Origin of the sequence: Crenothrix polyspora, from assembly GCF_900163755.1 — a bacterium.
Taxonomy (GTDB): Bacteria; Pseudomonadota; Gammaproteobacteria; order Methylococcales; family Methylomonadaceae; genus Crenothrix; species Crenothrix polyspora.
Window position 1 is genome coordinate 1 of sequence record NZ_FUKI01000016.1, and the last position, 17802, is coordinate 17802.

Consider the following 17802-nt stretch of genomic DNA (forward strand, 5'->3'; position numbering starts at 1 on the left):
CACTAAATTATCAAACTGTTAAAAAATAGCAATAGCTTTGGAAAAAGTGTACGGTAGTGAAACGCCCCTGAACTGTCACAATATTGTCAACATCCCATAATCACCCTGTCATATAGCACGGCCTATAATCTGAACTTCCTCTACTCGGCTCGGAGTTATCGTCATGCAGCGCTGTCTGCTCAGTAAGACACTGTCGGCCACAAAATCGAATAATTAACTCTCTTTTAGCTTAAAGCAGCCCCCACCTGCTTTAAGCTTTTACGCCCACATTGCCACCCTTAACAAGGAACTACCCATGTTGGATCAATTTTATAAAACCAGTCTGTTGACAGCCACGGCGGCGCTTGCCATCGTCGGTTTTCAAAGCAATGCCCACGCCCATTCATACCACAAGCCACAACATACCAACACCCCTCTGGTTATTGGCCACCGTGGTGCCGCAGGCTACCGCCCTGAGCATACCTTGGAAGGTTATACATTGGCCATTGATATGGGGGTGGATTTTATCGAACCGGATTTGGTGCTCACTAAAGACGGCCAGATGATCGCCCGCCATGAACCCATGATAGGTGGCACAACCGATGTGGCCAAACATCCTGAATTTGCCGACCGCAAGACCAAACGCATGGTTGACGGGGTGGAATATAACGATTGGTTTGCCACCGATTTTACCCTCGCAGAAATCAAGACCCTGCGTGCTATTCAAGCGCGTGCAGACCGCGACCCGCAATACAACGGCCTATTCCAAATACCGACCTTGTATGAAGTGATCGAACTGGCCAAACGTAAAAGCAAAGAAACAGGGCGCACTATTGGCATCTACCCTGAAATAAAACACTCCACCTATCATGCACAGTTCAAGGATGCCAACAACCATGACTTGTTTGGCACACATTATTTTGAAGACAAATTGTTCAGAAGGCTGCACCACAGTTACGCTGACAGTGCCTGCGCACCGGTGTTTATCCAATCCTTTGAAGTCAGTAATTTACGCTATTTAAGTCATAAGACCCGGATCAATCTGGTGCAATTGGTCGATGCTGATGATGTGAACGCCGACGGTTCAATCTCGTTGGTCGCCCCTTCCAAACAGCCGTATGATTTTGTGGTGAACGGCGATGCCCATACCTTTGCAGATCTATTGACCGACAAAGGGCTGGATTTTGTCAAAGGCTATGCCGATGTTATTGCCCCGTGGAAACCTTATCTGGTGAAGACTGTGGCTGATGGTATAGACCGTAATGGCGATGGCAAACTGACCATCAATGACCGACGTATCGATGGCAGTACCGGCGTGGTAGAGATGGCGCACAAAAAGGGCTTGCAGGTGCATACCTGGACTTTCCGCAACGATGCCAGCGGCTACGGTTTTTCTGATCCTAAAAAAGAGATCACCTATTATTTTGATTTAGGGATAGATGGCCTGTTTACCGACTTTGCCGATACCGGTGTGGCGGCGCGAGATTTATCCAGTTATAAGCGATCAACCAAGCATCACGGGCATTGCCACGCATCCTATTGATACGCAATTTTAATCTGCGGCTGTTACAAAAACCTGCGAGGTTTTTAAAACCTCGTAGGTTTTGCCATGCGCAGACATGTCCCCATCAAAACAAAAATGGCACAGCCATAATGCCGGTATTTATCTGCGAACGAATAGCCTCCCTCTCATAAACTCGGTGCATCTTTTGCCGAGTTTTTTTTGATTCCCAAAGACCAGCTGATTATCTATATCGTCTCTTGTTCATACCAGTGCTTACTACGGTTGACAAGTTGCACAACGCTTAGCATCACCGGCACTTCAATCAACACCCCCACCACGGTAGCCAACACCGCCCCCGACTCAAATCCGAACAGGCTAATAGCGGTCGCCACGGCCAGTTCAAAAAAATTACTGGCACCAATCAATGCCGAAGGCCCTGCGACACAATGCGCCACCTTAAGTTTTCGGTTCAGCCAATACGCCAGTCCGGCATTAAAATACACTTGAATGATGATGGGTACCGCCAGCAAGCCTATCACAAGTGGTTGCGCCAGAATCTGTTGACCCTGAAAGCCAAACAGCAGGATCAATGTCAGCAGTAATGCCGATAATGACAACGGCGATAGCCATTGCAATGCGGCCAGCAGAGATAATGCAAACAGCATGATGGCATCATTCACCGCCACTTGCGACAAGGTGAAATGTGGCTCACCGTCACACAAGTTGCTCCAGACAAACACCATTGCCGTACAGGGTGCTGCCGCCAGCAGGATTAAACCGGCAATGTAAGAATCAATTTGCCCGGCCGGTAACCAGTCCGCAAACAAGTAACGGATAAACAGCCCGCCTAGCAACGCCATCGAAAACGGTTTGACCAGCCAGTTAATGAACAAGGTGACGGCAATGCCGCGTGCGTGTTGCTTCACTGCATGAAGAGCGCCGAAGTCGATCTTCAACAGCATGGGGACAATCATTAACCAGATCAGCACCGCCACCGGCAGATTGACTTCAGCAGCCTTCATGCTGCCGATGGCTTGGAATAGCCCTGGGAAATAATGCCCAGACACAATGCCCAGGCCAATACAGCCAAACACCCATAGCGTCAAATAGCGCTCAAAAAAACCGATACCTTTGTTGGCCGCCATCGGGTGCTATCCTACCTGGCCAATAGCACGGATCTGCTGTTCCAATGCCAGTTGTTCCAGGCTTTCGGGGCGCAGGCTGGTAAACAACTGAACACGCCGCTCCAGCACGGCAAAGGCTTTGGCAAAGGCGATGCGCTTAGCAGCCGCATCAGCGCCAGAAGGATCTTCAACTCCCCAATGTGCGGTGATAGGCTGTCCTGGCCACACGGGGCAGACTTCACCGACGGCGTTATCGCACACGGTAATTACAAAATCCAGTGCAGGAGAATCCGCTTGCGCAAACTCATCCCAGCTTTTGCTGCGGGCATCGGATAAAGTGATACCTTCCAACGCCAATCGCTCCAATGCCAACGGGTTGACCTTACCGAGCGGGAAACTGCCCGCGCTAAAAGCCCGAAAACGCCCCGCCCCCAATTTAGTCAACAAGCCTTCGGCCAAGATACTGCGGGCAGAATTGCCGGTGCATAGAAACAGTGCATTATAAACACGCACGCTCATTGACAACCTCCTTTCGAAGTAGGCGCACAACAGGCCGATGGGGCTGATGGAGTTATCTTAACGGGTACTGGGGTGTCTTCACCAAACACGGGGATGCTGGCCAGCGAGTGGAAGGCTTCCCAGGCGATGCCTTGGGGGTCGATAGTCCAGTATTTGTCAGATTTGGCATAACAGCACGCGGCATCGGTTTGTTGCTTCACCGGCAACACGGCATCGGTGAGCTGCTGGCTTATCTGCCCCAATTCTGCATCGGAATCAACTTGTATCCCCAAGTGATCCAACCCCACTTTTGCACCCCGCGCTGAGATGGCAAAATTGATGCGCGGGTCATCCAGCATCCATTTGGCGTAATCGGGTTGGCTGACGGTAGGTTGCGCGGCAAACAAGGCTGAATAAAAGTCGATACTTTCGGCCAGGTTATTGACGGCAATATGTACATGGAAACGTTTCATAATTCGGTGTCCTGGGTTAAGAAGTGCGGGGTAAGGTTTGGCGTGTCTTCGTCGCAACAAGCGGTAGCCGGTGTGCAGGGCGTGCCCGCGCAACAATTTTCCGTCAGGTAAGCCAGCAATTCATTCATGACGCTGAAATTGGCGGCATAATAAATAAAGCGGCTTTCCTGGCGTGCGCTGATTAAGCCTGCATTGGCCAGTTCTTTTAAGTGGAAGGATAACGTGGCATTAGGAAGGGTTAAGGCTTTGGCGATTTCACCCGCCGCAATCCCCTCTACACCCGTTTGCACCAGCAAACGGAAAATACTTAAACGGGTTTCTTGCGCTAAGGCGGCAAGGGCTTTGACGGCTAGATTTATTTTCATATTTCTATAATATTGGAAATATAGAAGCATGTCAATATCAGCCCATACTATCGGCCATGTCATTCACGCTGTCATATAACCTTCATCTTCGTAGGTTAAAATCCAGTTGTCTTAGTTAACGTTAACAACCGACCTTGCCATCTCTATAAAAACGGTTGCCCCGATAACACACGCAATTGGGTTAGCATGAAAAACACAGCTTATCGAACCATCTGGATTTCTGATTTACACCTAGGTTCTACGCAATGCCAGGCCGATATTTTGCTGGATTTTTTAAAATTCAACGACAGCGAAAAACTGTATCTGGTAGGGGATATTATTGACTTTTGGGCGCTGTCCAAAAAAATGTACTGGCCACGCGACCACAATACCGTCATCCAGAAACTGCTGCGCAAAGCACGCCACGGCACCCAGATCATTTACGTCCCAGGCAACCATGATGACAATGTCAGGGAGTACGACAACCATGTATTTGGCGACATCACCGTTAAAACATCTGATGTACATACCACGGCGGCCGGTAAAAAATTTCTGGTAGTCCACGGTGATGAATACGATGCCATTGCCCGCCATCATGAATGGGTGGCACGATTGGGGAGCAAGAGCTATGACATCCTGCTTGAAATTAACCGCTATTTAAGATTGCTGCGCCGCGTGTTTGGCATACCGCAGTCGCAATTTTCGCTAGCCGCCTACGTTAAATACAAAGTCAAAAACATCGTCCAGTTCATTTCTGACTATGAAGAAAACATCGTCAACACGCTCAGGGATGATGGCCTGGATGGCGTGATTTGCGGCCATATCCATCATGCTGAAATCAAGGACATCGGCGGTTTTTTGTATGTCAACACCGGCGATTTTGTCGAAAGCTGCACCGCTATTGTTGAACATACAAATGGCGCATTGGAGCTGGTGAAATGGTTAAAATCTGAAACCACTGTACACGACGAACCACAGGAAGAAGCCCTGGAAAATGCCGTATACCACTCATAAATTCAGCGCCTGTTCCTAGTCGCCTCATGAATCAATAACCAACCTACGCCTATGAAATACGGTTTTTATATCATCCTTGCTGCCCAGTTTTTTTCATCACTGGCCGACAATGCTTTGCTGTTTGCCGCCATTGAACTCCTAAAAAACATTGCAGCACCCACTTGGCAAATACCGGTACTGCAACAGTTTTTTGTTGTTTCATTTATTGTGTTGGCACCTTTTGTAGGGCCGTATGCCGATTCAATCCCTAAAGGTAAGGCGATGCTCATCAGCAATAGCATTAAAATTGTTGGCTGTCTGGCCTTGTTTTTGGGTGTGCATCCGTTGCTGGCCTACGGTTTTGTCGGCACAGGATCGGCGCTGTATTCCCCGCCAAATACGGCATTTTGACCGAATACCTGCCTGCTGACCGTCTGGTATGGGCCAACGGCTGGATGGAAGGCCTCACGGTAGCCGCCATTATTTTTGGTGCCATCATGGGTGGTTTATTAATTGGCGATCATTTTCAAACGCTAGTTGACCAACAGTTAATCGGCCATTGGTGGAGTTTTGGTATAACGTCAGCCCCTAAATTTGCCATTGTTTTTATCTTGGTTTTATATGTGGTTGCGGCGGTATTCAATTTATTTATTCCTGAACTTCCCATAGAAAAACCGTGGCCTAAGGAGAGCATAGGCTATCTGTGGACGGATTTTTGGCGAGGTTTTAAAGTATTGTGGAAAGACCCGTTAGGCCAGGTGTCTTTGGCGGTGACCTCTTTATTTTGGGGGGCGGGTACAACCTTACGCTTTATTATCCTGGTTTGGGCGGCTGCTTCGTTCGATTTTAATCTACAACAAGCCACGCAGTTAACGGCGGTGGTCGCTATCGGGCTGGCAGTGGGTTCTGTTATCGCCGCTAAGAATATAGTGCTGGAGCATGCCGTAAAAGTATTGCCATTAGGCATCGCCATGGGGGTGGTTGTGCTGATGATGGCCTGGATAACCGACTGGCCGTTGGCCATATTGCTGTTAATATTGACCGGTGCGCTGGCCGGCAGTTTTTTAATCCCGATGAATGCCCTGTTACAGCATAGGGGGCATCTGCTGATGGGTTCCGGGCAATCCATCGCTTTGCAGAACTTTAACGAAAATAGCAGTATCCTGCTGATGCTAGGCGCTTACGCGCTCATGGTCGAAGCTGAACTACCGATAAAAACCATTGTGGTTGTGTTTGGGTTGTTCATTGCGTTCACCATGTCCTGGCTAAATTACAAGCATGGTAATGACCAAGATCATGGGGAGCTTTAATGAATTACTTTGGAAAACTCGATGACCCAGTTAGAGTGATCCCGTTATTGCAGCGATGAAAAAACGGGTATTAATCATGTCGGTGGGGGCTGGCAGTGGCCACATTAAGGCGGCGGAAGCCCTGGAATATACCTTTGCTGTAGACAGCCGTGTCACGGAGGTGGTTAACAAGGATGCCCTACAATACACCAATAAGTTGTTTCGGGATTTTTACTCAACGTTTTACCACTCCTTAGTACGCTCTGCCCCCAATTTTCTAGGTTGGTGGTACAAAACCAGCGATGAGCCGTGGAGTACGGATACCATGCGCATCATGCTGGATCGCCTGAATACCAAGCCTTTGGTAGCTTTTATTCAGGACTTCAACCCCCATATTGTGGTGTGTACGCATTTTATGCCGGCCGGGATTATTTCCCATCTCATCACCACAGAGCAAATCCAGGCACGGTTGTCGATTGTGGTGACTGATTTTTATGCCCATGCCATGTGGCTGTCGCGTTCATTCCACCGCTATTTTGTGGCTATTGAAGAAACACGGGCGCATCTGCACATGCTGGGTATACCCCAGGAAAGAGTGACCGTTTCCGGCATACCAATACACCCGATTTTTCAACAGGCTGTTGATCGTACCGAAGCCAGATTGACGATGGGTTTGCATCCAGACAAGCCGGTATTGCTGTTGTCGGCGGGTGCGTTGGGAATGGCCTCCACCGAATTTATGGTCGAGCGGCTACTGAATCTGAACAGTGATGCTCAAATAGTCGTGGTGTGTGGCCGTAATGATACGTTAAAGCAACGAGTCATTAGTTTGGTGCATAAATGCAGTTTGAATTTCAGGGTGCTGGGTTACAGCGACCAGATGCACACCCTGATGAAACTGGCCGATATTTTTATCGGCAAACCCGGCGGGGTGACAGCCTCCGAAGTCATCGCCTGTGGCCTGCCTATGTGTGTGGTAACCCCGATTCCTGGCCAGGAAGAGCGGAACAGCGACCATTTGTTGGAAGAAGGCATTGCCGTTAAATGCCATGATTTGACTACGTTGCCCTTCAAGCTGGAACAATTGCTGCAAAATCCTGACAAATTGATCAGCATGAAGCAGAACGCCTTACGCTTCGCCAAACCACAGGCATCACAAATTATCGTAGACACCTTACTGGAAGATAAGCTAACGCACTTGTCGCTTAGCAAGCATCAACGCAATGCACTGTCTATGATGGCAAGGTCGCAGACTTCCAATAATATTAACAAATACTATTGAGCGTTTTTCTAGCTCATTCATCCAGAAAATACATTTGCATTTTTTTACGATCACCCCTGTTTTCACCCATAAACGGCTTACTAACTGGCAAGGCTCAAACCGCTATTTTATGAAGAACTCAGTTGACTTTTTTTAATTTTCTAAACTCGTTCAACTTGCCCAATGATTTGTTGAAGTTCGACTACGTTTAATTTTGTTAATAAATGCAAGCCTGCACGGAGAATTTCACCCCGCTTAACCGGTAATCCATCGGCTGCGAAGGCTTTTTTAAGCTCGGTAAGTACCAAATAATCCTGTTCTGGAAAGGAGAAGCTATCTCGAATAATTTTTGCTTTGACGTTTTTTAGTGTTTTCTTATATTTTTTTGCATCGATTTCAACGTTTTTAACATCTGTTTTAGCTTCAACGCTTACACCCGATTTTGCCAAAAATGGCGATTGGGATTTTTGTTTGTTGACTGCTTTAACTTTAGCTGGCTCAGTCTCTACCGATTTTGAGGCTGTTTTTTTTGATTTTGATCTGCTCATTTGAATTCTCTTAAGATAACGGGCATTGCCGTTTTTAGTACATTGTTTATGGATGGCATCCGTTTCAATTCAGCCTATTAGCTAATAGGATTGTTTAAGCGGATAGTCGGCTATATGAATATTATGGCAGTGCAAAGGCAATGATTCCGGCATGATTCTAGATTTAGGCCCTGTGCCTACACCTTTCACCATTTGGTGGACGGAAACCGGCGCGTCCTTTTGTAGTTTAGCCGCTAATCTCAGCCGCACGACCCCTTCCTCTGCAATGCCGCGCCCCTGCATTTTGCCATTAAAGAAAGCCTCTACCACAGCGCCAGAAATGCAGTTACTTATCCAAAGATGATCCTCACCTTCACAAAGGTCAGTATTGATTTTTACATAGCCAATGTCTGACACAGATTGGGGCGCTTGCTCTACCGCAGCCGCCAACCGGTCGGACAACTGGCTGGTGTTACCTGCCAGTGTTTGGGTGGCCACCAATATGTCTTTGTCAGTTAATGTTATGTTCGGTAACAATTTAAAGCGCTGATCACTCTCCGTGGCAATATCGCTAGCTTTTACTTGCTGATCAAAAAGAGATATTACTAAAACGTGTGCACCAGGCACTTGACCTTGTACCCGCACTGAAGTGACCAGTGTCGAAATAGGCTCGATAACATTGAGGGGTGCTAAAAGCATCACACTCTCCTGGTTAAAAATCCAAAGACGATATTTTTATTAATGCGCGCGGGGGGGGGGGGGGGGGNNCTAATTTTGTATCTGCTTTATAACCATCACAATATATCCTTTTTATTAAAAAGTTAAACAATAATCACGCATAACTACTGTTTACGTATACATAAAACGACGCACCGATTTAACAAGGATGTAAACTATAGAAACTCTGATTAATTGTGAGTTTACTTATAAGGTTAATTCACCCCAGCTGGTGAGCAGGCTAACATATTGTAGCTCTGCCGTCTGTGCGGCAACACACATAGCAAGTAAAAAGAGAGCTGTGATTGCATCACCGACTATCAAATACTACCTGCATGTAAAAGGAATCGAGTGAAAGAACCGGTGTCTCACACAGCCGATCCTATAGACTCGGTGTTCAATTTTTTTTAGCTTTACTGTAGCGAACCTAGATAAATCAAGATGTCTTCGCCCCTGAAATCAGGTGCAACGTAATGGTACATACGGCTGTACACCCTGATTTAGTGGAATTTTCTAAAATTTAAGAATTAAAAACTTGAACACCGAGTATAGACCGATTGCTTACCAATGCAATGCTCGGAGGCGGGAAAATTTTTTCCGTTGATGCTCCTGCATTCTAACCATGACATTTACCAACGCTTCGATGGCATCGAGAATATAAGGTCCTTTATTCAGCATGACGCATTCCGCCCGAACCGCCATCGCAGCATCGGTAAATTCAGGTCGTGACCGGACACCTTTTTTGGCGATGGACTCCAGGACTTGAGTCGCCCAGATAACCGGTACATGCGCGGCTTCACATAACCACAGCAACTCTTCCTGAATTTCAGCAAGTCTTGCACTTCCAAGTTCAACGGCTAAATCACCCCGCGCAATCATAATACCCAGACTATGCCGACCTATGGTTCCCAAAATAATATCAGGCAAATTTTTAACCGCAAGATTGGTTTCTATCTTGGCAATAATCGGGAACTCTATGGCATTGCGCTTGGCCAACTCAGCTATTAGATAATCCATGTCAGCCAAGGTTTCGACGAAAGAAAAGCCAATCAAATCGGCATGCGTGCAGGCAAAATCAAGATCTTTTAAATCCTTTTCACTCAAGGGCGGCAGACCCAGTTCGGTATCAGGAAAATTGATACCTTTGTCGCTTTGTATACGTACCCCAGTACTGCGTGTCTGAGTGACCCGCAGTAAAGCACCCGCGTCAGAAATGGCCTCGACAACTGCACCGAGTTTGCCGTCATCAATCCACACCTGCTGGCCGTAGTGTAATTTTTTGCTAAAGGACGACAGCGTGCAGCCAATTTGCGCAGGTTTTAGCAGTATGCCACTTTCATCATATTCAGCAGGCGAACCGATGACATCATTTTCAGTCAGCAACAATGTATCATTCTTGAACAGACGTATTTCCAACGATTCACCGGAAAACTTACCCAGCATAAAATTATCTGCCAATTCAGTATCTTCCTGCCCCTGTTCAAGCAGCGTTAATTCGGTTTCGGACATCAGATAGCTATTCTGGTTGCAACTCACCAGCCACTCGGTGGCCGACAGGGTTTGGTCTACTTGTAAGTAGCGCTGTTTATCTCGCGCATCCATAAATCCCAGAGAACTTTTGAGGGCGAGCCGTTTATGCAAGGCTTTGGGAATAGACACGCTAAATAATGCTGGGGTAGCTTCCGTGTTTTCTGATTTTTTACCAGCAGTTGCCGTCAAAATCAGTTGCGCAGGGGCAATGGTTTTACCGTAAACATTCTTTTTTACTTTAAGGTGATGCACAGGTGATCCCAATGCAATAGCTCCGGTGCGGATTTTGTGGCCAGCTAGATCCATTAATATACGGCAGATTTTGCCGGTTTCTGTTTCCGCACGGCGAATATTTTTTATCATGTTTCGCCAAATCAAAGTGTCATCATGAGCACAATTGATGCGTGCGCAGGTCATACCTTTTTCCAGTAAGGCCTGAATAAGCTCATAATTCCAGGCAGCGTCTGTTGCCAGCGTCACCATAACATGAACTTTGCTGTTTCCATGAAACGGGCCGAATAATTCGATACTGTGTTGATCCAATAATTGTTGACCCCGGTTGAAACCGGACTCACTGGGGTTTTGCTCGCCCGGCTGATAAGAATGATCTGTCGCTCGCTGTAATACATCAATCACCGCCTCCAGTGTTGACATAACTGACGCTTCGGATCGACCCAGCGATGATAATCCGGCCTGTGCCAAGCGATCTTGTAAATGCCGTAAATCAAATTGCCTTAATGCCAGATAATGCGCCAGGTTGTGCGCCCCTCGGGTGAATACGCCAGAGCGGTAATTGCTTTTATATTTCTGTAGCCTGTCTGCTGAATGAATGTCTATTTCATCGCGTATTCCAGAGATTTCAGTTAATAATTGTTTGAGGGTATCGCAATAACTGTCGCGGTTATGGGTGGCTGCTGTGTTTGACATAAAATTCTCTTACTATCAACTAACGGGACAAAAAATACCGTAATCAAATCTAACTGCGTTAAGGAAAAAAGCCAAAATATGAAACAATATGCTAATGCAAAAAGAGGAAAACGATCCCTCGATTTCCCCTCATAAATACATTAAACGAAGCTTTCCCGGATAATGACAAGGTTAATGCCCCTATCAATGACCGTTCTATTTATGATTTTTCCTGTCAAAATCAAACACAGTTGTTAAATCGACAATGGCGGGTTCATTCTTCGGTATATACATATGTTTATGTTCGCAGTCACACCGCCCTATGAATCCCCTCGCACCTTTAATCACACCACTGTGTGTCAGAATAGTTGTCGCCAAACAATTAGCCCTTAATGCGTGTGTTGCCCCTCAACTGCCATCAGTTTTTTAACGAACGGGTCGTTTTCCATGTCGCCAAAATCGGTGGCATCAATTTGCCGGTAATTACCAATATCAGCAACACTAACAGGCTTGTACTGGGTGGTGAGCAGAGGCGCAATGTCCAGCAACCGTAATTCTACTGTCCTAACGCCGTCTTTTCTAATAATGCTCGCCGGTAATTTCTCATCAACCAACCATTGTACTTCGAGCGATTGGCCATCAATCTTTCCAGTACGCAGTTCCGACCGCTTACCCATAATTTCCGATTTTTTCACATACTTAAGACTATCGAGTTCTTGCTGGCTAAGCATACTGGAAAGCTTGATCCAATCGAAACTGATGTTATTGCTTGCATTATCAGCAGGCATGTATTCGACAGCGGTTTTATCGTTGTGGTATAGCTTGCGGTATTGGATATTGCCGGTCGTGCTACGCTGCCATATTTCACCGTGTCCACCGTCGGCATCCTGGGTTTGCACGCTATTGGCTGTACGCCAGAAATACCAGGTCTTATGAATCTCAGTTTGCGATTTATCCTGTGGAACAATGTGCATTTCATAACGGCAAGCCAGTTCAGGTAAAACTTGACCATTACTGATATCGGCATCGCTGGCAAGGCTAAAACTCGCTATGGTTAGGCAAACAGTAAACTTCAAAACAGTGATTATTTTCATCGTGATATTTCAATAGGGATTAAACAGAAAAGGGATACACAAAATATCCCTTTTCTTAAAGTGTGATTCATCTGCCATTAGCAGACGAGAGTAGCCCGTTTATTTTCTGTTATGGTGATCATGATGGTCATGATGCTTAGTGAACCCCAATGCTTCCGCCATCACATGATAAATCACGTTTTGCTCAACAATACCGTGAAACAAATGCGCCTGCGGACCGTTGGCAAAGATAGCAACGTCTTCAGCCGCATGGGTTTCAGCTCCCATGGGTACGATGGATTCTTGCAAATAATCATGGTGTTCAACCGTCTCCTTGCTCAGTGTTGGACGACCGATTGCTGCGCTATACGAGGTGGGGGTATGGCCTTCACTACCTGATGCCCAACCGGGTGTGACTGGCGTGGTAAATGTTTTTGAACCGGCTACTTGCTGGTTTGATGCACCAGTATAGCCAGGGCCATTGGCGTAGTTAAGCGTTGTGTAAGGTAGTCCCAATAAGTCCAGTGTCGGGCTGGCTTCGCCTACGCCTTGTGCCAATCCTAAAATAGGGTTGCCGCGTACAGGGTAACCACCAATGGTGAAGACATGGCTATGGTCGGCAGTGACGATGACCAGGGTATCTTCAAGGTTAATTTTTTTGACAGCAGCCTCGACAGCGGCAGCCAATTGCTGAGTATCTGATAACGCACGGAAGGCATTACCGGCATGATGAGCATGGTCAATACGCCCGCCTTCAACCATTAAAAAATAGCCATTACTATTCTTTTTCAGGATGTCGATGGCTTTGGTAGTCATCTCGGTTAATGAAGGTTCACCCGCCTTGTCATGGGCTACGCGATCGGCTTCGTAATGTACATGCGAGGGTTCGAACAGACCCAGTAAATGATCTGTTTTGTTGGGGTCGATGGCATCAAACTGGGCTTTGTTCCACACATAGTTGGCTTTGCTGTGCTTACTGACCCATTCTGCGGTCAGGTCACGGCCATCTTTACGTTTACCGGCGCTGCCGTATTCAGGATCAGTAACCGTATTCGGTAAAAAGCGGGCACGGCCGCCGCCCAATGCGACTTCTATACCTCCACTGATATTGTAATCAACCAACTGTGCAGCTATGTCGGGTACGGTGGCTCCGGCTGGGCGATCAGAGTCCGCTTCCCAGTCACGGTTTGCGGTATGCGCATAACAGGCAGCTGGGGTAGCATGAGTAATGCGTGCAGTAGAGACAACCCCAGCCGACATGCCATTTTGTTTGGCTTGTTCCAAAATGGTCGCCAGCTTGTTAGCATCAATCACGCCCGCACTGGGTTCGCTACGTAATATTGTATGATTGACTGATAAAAAGCCATCATTGGATTTCACGCCGGTCACCATCGCGGTCATAGTGGGTGCTGAGTCTGGGGTTTGCTGATTGACACTGTAAGTTTTGGACAGTGCCAAATATGGGAATTTTTCAAAGCTTAATGAGTTTTCTTCACCGTGGCCGCCTTTTTGTTGGCCGTCAAAAATACGCGAGGCAGTAATGGTTGATACCCCCATGCCATCGCCTACGAACAAGATAACATTTTTGGCATGTCTGACATTAGGGTGTAGGTGCATGGCATCCACCACAGTTTTTCGGCCAGCTTTAAACCAGTCTTCTGGGCTAGGTTCATCGGCTTGGGCAATACTGACAATCAGCAAGGTGGTAACAGCAACAACACTGAGGTTTTTTACGAATAGCATGGATTATTCTCCTGGGTACATGGGGTTGACGGACTCATTAAGCTTTTGGAATTTTCGCGCATCAAAAATATAGATGACGCGGATACTACTTAAGAGTTGTGACAGGAATATGAAATGTGGTGAATTCAACTAACAATTAATATCAACAAATAATCTACCGCTCGCCATTTAAAGCAACCCTAAGAAAATATACTTGACAAACACACCCTATTAATACTTATATCTACCCAGCGTATTGTGTTTTGCACAACACGCTGCTTAGTTAAACACACATAATTATAAAGCGAGGAGTGTTATGGATATTGTTACAACAAAATTAGGACTGGAAATGCTGCTAAGATGGGGGCATTTTTTAGGCGGCATCACTTGGATCGGTTTACTGTATTACTTTAACCTGGTACAAACCGAATATTTTAAAGAAGCCTCTGGCGATGCCAAATCCGATGCTATTCAAAAATTAGTACCGCGTGCGTTATGGTGGTTCCGTTGGGGGGCAATGTTTACCTTGGTGACGGGTCTTGGTATTTTTGCCGTAAAAGGCGGCGGTATGTCGGTGGATATTTACGTAGGTGCGCTACTGGGCGTATTTATGTTCACCAACGTCTGGCTTATTATCTGGCCGAATCAACAAATAGTGATTGCTTCAGCAACTCAGGTTGCTAGCGGCGGTACTGCTTTACCAGAAGCTGCCGATGCCTTGGCAAAAGCCGGATTGGCATCAAGAACCAATTTTTTGTTTTCCGTACCCATGTTGTTTTTCATGGGCGCTTCAGCGCATTACCCACACCCGTTTCATATAGTGGCGTTCATTCTTGCCGTAGCGATTATTTTGGCTTTGGAATATAACGGCGCGTACCCTATGATTAAAAACCATAGCCTGGTACAAAAACTACCCGCCGCCGGAAAAATAGGCCCATGCGCCAGCATTAAAGGCGTTATCCACTGCGGTTTAGGCTTAACTGTGGTGCTGTTTTTGATTTTAGATTTACTGTAAGTTAATCTTAACAATAGCCGTCAGGGAGACGGCTATTTTCTCCTAAGGAACGCGCACGAAATAACTTGAGCAAGTTCATGCTTCGACAGGCTCAGCACGAACGGTGGTGGCGTTTAAGTTGTTCAAGTTATTTCATGCACGTTCCTAAGTTAATCGGCTTAACTTTTGTTACAGCCCTTAGGAATCATCCAGGACTGCGCCAACTTATCGTGTTTAGCATACGCAGCAACAGGAATTTTCTCACCCGTTAAGCGCTCTATTTGCTCAACACTGACCAAATAATCGTCCAAATTGCTCTTGGTAGCCTCTTGAGTATTAGGCACTATCCAAGCGATAGCTTGCTCATCTTGCCCTACGCCGCGCACTACCACTTTCCAAAACGCATCAGGTGTTGCTACACCATGTGACTCAACAAAATAATCATCGACAGTATTTTCACCCCAAATAACCCCACCAATCACCAGTAATTCATCAATATCACGGTAACATTCAATAATTTCTTCAGTTAATAACCATGCACCCCGGTTCATATTAGCCGCTTGTGGCAAAATATTGGTCATGGTATTGCTGGCTTTAATAGCCGTCGCTGAAAAGTCTAAATGATTAGCCGGTACTTGATGGCCGCGATCGTAATTTTGACCATAAGCCTTGGCCGTTTTTTGCTGACACTCTTTAGGTACATTAGGGTCAAGAAAAAATCTGTCATTACGCGGTGCAGAACCCGTGTCACGCTGTGGATTATATTGAAACTTAACCGCGCCGCGTCGGTTACAATCTAACCAAACGGTAAAACCTTCATAATCTAATTTGATTAACTTACCGGGCTTAAGCGCCTTAGACGCTTTAGGCACTTTAGGCGTTTTAGCAAGTAATTCATACGTTGTTGGCCGTGCCACCTGCGCAGCGTGTGGTAACTGCGAACACGAGGTTACTATCAGAACAATAAAACTTAAAACAAGATAATACATAAACAGCACATCCGCTTATTAAAGCGGCTGAATGTACACTAATTAACGCACTATAAAAAATATTTTATACATTACCGCATATTATTTACAAATAGCGCACGGTCACAGTGTTTTTAAATATTTCATTCAAGGTGATTAATGCCCAACGTTTCACTCATGAAATGCCATCAAACTACGGCCTTGCGTTTTTAACCAACGCCGATGCTGCTTATAATCCGGCAAATGCTCGGTGACTAAATCCCAAAATTGCTGAGAATGATTTTTCACCTGAATATGACACAGCTCATGCACAACCACGTATTCCAACACTTCCGGTGGCGCTAAAATCAGTAACCAATTAATATTAATGTCACCTTGAAAGCCACAACTGCCCCAACGACTTTTCTGCGATTTAATAGTAATGGAGCGGGGAAATAATTTCTTACTCGCGGCATGCTGACTTACCGCAACCTGTACTTGTACTAGGGTTTGTTGTTTCAGCCACTGTAGCAAAGCCTTTTTAATCGCGTCACTTTGCTGCTCAATCAACAAGCCATCGGGTAGATACGCAGTAAAACAATCAGTAAAATCAATTTTTACCCGCTTTAACTTTGTAACACCTATAGCAAGCGTGTACATTTGCCCTCTATAAAGAATCTCTGTCCCTTGTGCGTATACATCAGGAATAGGACTGCCCTGTACTTGAATTGTTTGTGCTATTTTTGCCAGCGTTTGCTCAATCCACTGACGCTTTTCCTGCACAAATTGCGCTATGCGCTTATCAGATACCCCGTGCAATGGCGCAACAACCTCAACGTTGTCTGCTTTAACAACAATGCGAACACGCGTAGCACGGGCACTGCGTTTTATCTGGTAAGAAAAAGATAGCGTAGGCATATAAAAAATAGAAGATAAGGTTTTTAAATCACGTCCAAAGTCGCTGTAACAGTGGCTGTATTGGTATTTCAATCAACCAAATTGATTTGATTTGATTTCATAAATTACCTCGAAAAACACACAAAAACCTGAACCCAATCACTGTGCTATTGCTTGATTTTTGTACCTTTGCTGTTTTTATGGATAAAACCCAGCCACTCACAACGCGAAAAATACCAAAACCACACTCACTAGCCCCAATACAAACACAAAAATCAAAGAAATCACGCCCAAAATCAGCATAAATGGATTAACCAAGGTGGTAATACTGATGTAAGAACCCAGCATTCCTTTAGCCTCTCTCAGCATAAAACTGACTGACCACAAGCCCTTGGTTGCACTTAAAAAACTAAGTTTAGTTACATTACCCGCGCGAAAACTTTGTACAGATTGTTTAATCTCCTGCTGAGCATCGCCCATCATGTGCCCCGCTATATCAGGCAAGTCTTTCAACTCTTCCAAAGACCACCAAAAGCGCAGCAAAATCAATAACGGCATTGCCGTCAAACTAACAACAATCAACGTCAATGGCAAAGCTAAATGTTTAAGCCAGCAATTCAGAGTATCCCGAAAAACCAATATACTGGAAACCTACTCTTTTATTGCGGACACGCACCATTCTCTCTGTATAGCTAGAGTTCGCAGTGTTTCGATTATCAAGTGGGTTTAACGATTTACGTCTCCGGGGTGCGTGCGGGGTCAGTCTCAAATCTGGGGTGAAAAATCCCCTGTGTCTATCAAGTGGCAAACCGAAACTGCCTACGAACACCAGCCATGTTTTTCAGTACTTGACCATCCAATTCAGCCCATTCCATGGCACCGACAAGCTTCTTCCAAAGGTCTTTCAATGTCGGATGATTTTTTTCCTTCATGAAGGTTTCCTGAAAACGTGTATTCAAGGTCATCAACTGGTGGATGATGTGCGCCATCTGCATGAATTGGAAATAATTCTTGAGTGCACGGT

General features: G+C 46.0%; 19 protein-coding genes. 6 read left to right on the top strand and 13 right to left on the bottom strand.

The window, feature by feature from the left end; translation table 11 throughout:
* Nucleotides 1-295 precede the first annotated feature (295 nt).
* Nucleotides 296-1522, top strand: coding sequence for a glycerophosphodiester phosphodiesterase (locus CRENPOLYSF2_RS01200; RefSeq protein ID WP_087142148.1), 1227 nt, complete (start codon nt 296-298; stop codon nt 1520-1522).
* A 206-nt stretch (nt 1523-1728) separates the two neighbouring features.
* Here the strand turns inward: CRENPOLYSF2_RS01200 and CRENPOLYSF2_RS01205 are convergent, their stop codons facing one another.
* From CRENPOLYSF2_RS01205 to CRENPOLYSF2_RS01220, 4 genes are read right to left on the bottom strand one after another with little or no spacing between them, the layout of a single operon-like run.
* Nucleotides 1729-2628 carry an arsenic resistance protein gene (locus tag CRENPOLYSF2_RS01205; RefSeq protein ID WP_087142149.1) on the bottom strand — a complete coding sequence of 300 codons (900 nt, stop codon included), beginning with the start codon at nt 2626-2628 and terminating at the stop codon, nt 1729-1731.
* Nucleotides 2629-2634: 6 nt separating this feature from the next.
* A complete protein-coding gene (locus CRENPOLYSF2_RS01210) occupies nt 2635-3126 on the bottom strand; it encodes an arsenate reductase ArsC (protein ID WP_087142150.1) in 492 nt (163 codons plus the stop codon).
* Nucleotides 3123-3578: an ArsI/CadI family heavy metal resistance metalloenzyme gene (locus CRENPOLYSF2_RS01215; protein WP_087142151.1), complete on the bottom strand. Its 456-nt coding sequence runs from the start codon at nt 3576-3578 to the stop codon at nt 3123-3125. The genes CRENPOLYSF2_RS01210 and CRENPOLYSF2_RS01215 overlap by 4 nt, the downstream gene beginning before the upstream one ends.
* Nucleotides 3575-3943, bottom strand: coding sequence for an ArsR/SmtB family transcription factor (locus tag CRENPOLYSF2_RS01220; protein ID WP_087142152.1), 369 nt, complete (start codon nt 3941-3943; stop codon nt 3575-3577). The genes CRENPOLYSF2_RS01215 and CRENPOLYSF2_RS01220 overlap by 4 nt, the downstream gene beginning before the upstream one ends.
* A gap of 186 nt (nt 3944-4129) precedes the next feature.
* On the opposite strand from CRENPOLYSF2_RS01220, the gene CRENPOLYSF2_RS01225 reads away from it, so the two are divergent.
* From CRENPOLYSF2_RS01225 to CRENPOLYSF2_RS01235, 4 genes are all read left to right on the top strand, one after another.
* Entirely contained in the window at nt 4130-4936 is an 807-nt protein-coding gene (locus CRENPOLYSF2_RS01225; RefSeq protein WP_087142153.1) for a UDP-2,3-diacylglucosamine diphosphatase, read from the top strand.
* A gap of 51 nt (nt 4937-4987) precedes the next feature.
* Entirely contained in the window at nt 4988-5326 is a 339-nt protein-coding gene (locus tag CRENPOLYSF2_RS19085; RefSeq protein ID WP_245807846.1) for an MFS transporter, read from the top strand.
* Entirely contained in the window at nt 5323-6225 is a 903-nt protein-coding gene (gene lplT / locus CRENPOLYSF2_RS01230) for a lysophospholipid transporter LplT (RefSeq protein ID WP_245807847.1), read from the top strand. Before CRENPOLYSF2_RS19085 ends, lplT begins: the two co-directional genes overlap by 4 nt.
* A 76-nt stretch (nt 6226-6301) precedes the next feature.
* Nucleotides 6302-7486: an MGDG synthase family glycosyltransferase gene (locus tag CRENPOLYSF2_RS01235; RefSeq protein WP_245807848.1), complete on the top strand. Its 1185-nt coding sequence runs from the start codon at nt 6302-6304 to the stop codon at nt 7484-7486.
* Between the two features lie 140 nt (nt 7487-7626).
* On the opposite strand, the gene CRENPOLYSF2_RS01240 is transcribed toward CRENPOLYSF2_RS01235, so the two are convergent.
* From CRENPOLYSF2_RS01240 to CRENPOLYSF2_RS01260, 5 genes are all read right to left on the bottom strand, one after another.
* Nucleotides 7627-8013 (bottom strand): hypothetical protein, encoded by a 387-nt coding sequence (locus tag CRENPOLYSF2_RS01240; RefSeq protein ID WP_245807849.1) that lies wholly within the window; start codon nt 8011-8013, stop codon nt 7627-7629.
* A gap of 81 nt (nt 8014-8094) precedes the next feature.
* Nucleotides 8095-8691: a hypothetical protein gene (locus CRENPOLYSF2_RS01245; protein ID WP_087142156.1), complete on the bottom strand. Its 597-nt coding sequence runs from the start codon at nt 8689-8691 to the stop codon at nt 8095-8097.
* A 579-nt stretch (nt 8692-9270) separates the two neighbouring features.
* Entirely contained in the window at nt 9271-11166 is a 1896-nt protein-coding gene (locus CRENPOLYSF2_RS01250; RefSeq protein ID WP_087142157.1) for a pyruvate kinase, read from the bottom strand.
* 368 nt (nt 11167-11534) lie between these two features.
* Nucleotides 11535-12239, bottom strand: a complete 705-nt coding sequence (locus CRENPOLYSF2_RS01255) for a hypothetical protein (protein ID WP_087142158.1) — start codon at nt 12237-12239, stop codon at nt 11535-11537.
* 99 nt (nt 12240-12338) lie between these two features.
* A complete protein-coding gene (locus tag CRENPOLYSF2_RS01260; protein WP_087142159.1) occupies nt 12339-13961 on the bottom strand; it encodes an alkaline phosphatase family protein in 1623 nt (540 codons plus the stop codon).
* A 295-nt stretch (nt 13962-14256) separates the two neighbouring features.
* On the opposite strand from CRENPOLYSF2_RS01260, the gene CRENPOLYSF2_RS01265 reads away from it, so the two are divergent.
* Nucleotides 14257-14955, top strand: a complete 699-nt coding sequence (locus CRENPOLYSF2_RS01265) for a urate hydroxylase PuuD (RefSeq protein ID WP_087142160.1) — start codon at nt 14257-14259, stop codon at nt 14953-14955.
* 158 nt (nt 14956-15113) lie between these two features.
* On the opposite strand, the gene CRENPOLYSF2_RS01270 is transcribed toward CRENPOLYSF2_RS01265, so the two are convergent.
* The 4 genes from CRENPOLYSF2_RS01270 to CRENPOLYSF2_RS18975 form a co-directional block, all read right to left on the bottom strand.
* Complete coding sequence (locus tag CRENPOLYSF2_RS01270; protein WP_087142161.1) at nt 15114-15923, bottom strand: DNA/RNA non-specific endonuclease; 810 nt, start codon at nt 15921-15923, stop codon at nt 15114-15116.
* Nucleotides 15924-16073: 150 nt separating this feature from the next.
* Complete coding sequence (locus CRENPOLYSF2_RS01275) at nt 16074-16871, bottom strand: M48 family metallopeptidase (RefSeq protein WP_245807850.1); 798 nt, start codon at nt 16869-16871, stop codon at nt 16074-16076.
* A gap of 126 nt (nt 16872-16997) precedes the next feature.
* Nucleotides 16998-17372 (bottom strand): hypothetical protein, encoded by a 375-nt coding sequence (locus tag CRENPOLYSF2_RS01280; protein ID WP_176370987.1) that lies wholly within the window; start codon nt 17370-17372, stop codon nt 16998-17000.
* 203 nt (nt 17373-17575) lie between these two features.
* A partial coding sequence (locus tag CRENPOLYSF2_RS18975; RefSeq protein WP_217884047.1) for a hypothetical protein occupies nt 17576-17802 on the bottom strand: 227 nt, incomplete at its 5' end.

Excerpts from the sequence above, each read along its gene's own strand:
- CRENPOLYSF2_RS01245 (WP_087142156.1), bottom strand. The coding sequence starts at position 8,691 with ATGCTTTTAGCACCCCTCAATGTTATCGAGCCTATTTCGACACTGGTC.
- CRENPOLYSF2_RS01260 (WP_087142159.1), bottom strand. The coding sequence starts at position 13,961 with ATGCTATTCGTAAAAAACCTCAGTGTTGTTGCTGTTACCACCTTGCTG.
- CRENPOLYSF2_RS01255 (WP_087142158.1), bottom strand. The coding sequence starts at position 12,239 with ATGAAAATAATCACTGTTTTGAAGTTTACTGTTTGCCTAACCATAGCG.
- CRENPOLYSF2_RS01265 (WP_087142160.1), top strand. The coding sequence starts at position 14,257 with ATGGATATTGTTACAACAAAATTAGGACTGGAAATGCTGCTAAGATGG.
- CRENPOLYSF2_RS01220 (WP_087142152.1), bottom strand. The coding sequence starts at position 3,943 with ATGAAAATAAATCTAGCCGTCAAAGCCCTTGCCGCCTTAGCGCAAGAA.
- CRENPOLYSF2_RS19085 (WP_245807846.1), top strand. The coding sequence starts at position 4,988 with ATGAAATACGGTTTTTATATCATCCTTGCTGCCCAGTTTTTTTCATCA.
- CRENPOLYSF2_RS01270 (WP_087142161.1), bottom strand. The coding sequence starts at position 15,923 with ATGTATTATCTTGTTTTAAGTTTTATTGTTCTGATAGTAACCTCGTGT.
- CRENPOLYSF2_RS01210 (WP_087142150.1), bottom strand. The coding sequence starts at position 3,126 with ATGAGCGTGCGTGTTTATAATGCACTGTTTCTATGCACCGGCAATTCT.
- CRENPOLYSF2_RS01200 (WP_087142148.1), top strand. The coding sequence starts at position 296 with ATGTTGGATCAATTTTATAAAACCAGTCTGTTGACAGCCACGGCGGCG.
- CRENPOLYSF2_RS01235 (WP_245807848.1), top strand. The coding sequence starts at position 6,302 with ATGTCGGTGGGGGCTGGCAGTGGCCACATTAAGGCGGCGGAAGCCCTG.
- CRENPOLYSF2_RS01250 (WP_087142157.1), bottom strand. The coding sequence starts at position 11,166 with ATGTCAAACACAGCAGCCACCCATAACCGCGACAGTTATTGCGATACC.
- CRENPOLYSF2_RS01215 (WP_087142151.1), bottom strand. The coding sequence starts at position 3,578 with ATGAAACGTTTCCATGTACATATTGCCGTCAATAACCTGGCCGAAAGT.
- CRENPOLYSF2_RS01225 (WP_087142153.1), top strand. The coding sequence starts at position 4,130 with ATGAAAAACACAGCTTATCGAACCATCTGGATTTCTGATTTACACCTA.
- CRENPOLYSF2_RS01240 (WP_245807849.1), bottom strand. The coding sequence starts at position 8,013 with ATGAGCAGATCAAAATCAAAAAAAACAGCCTCAAAATCGGTAGAGACT.
- CRENPOLYSF2_RS01205 (WP_087142149.1), bottom strand. The coding sequence starts at position 2,628 with ATGGCGGCCAACAAAGGTATCGGTTTTTTTGAGCGCTATTTGACGCTA.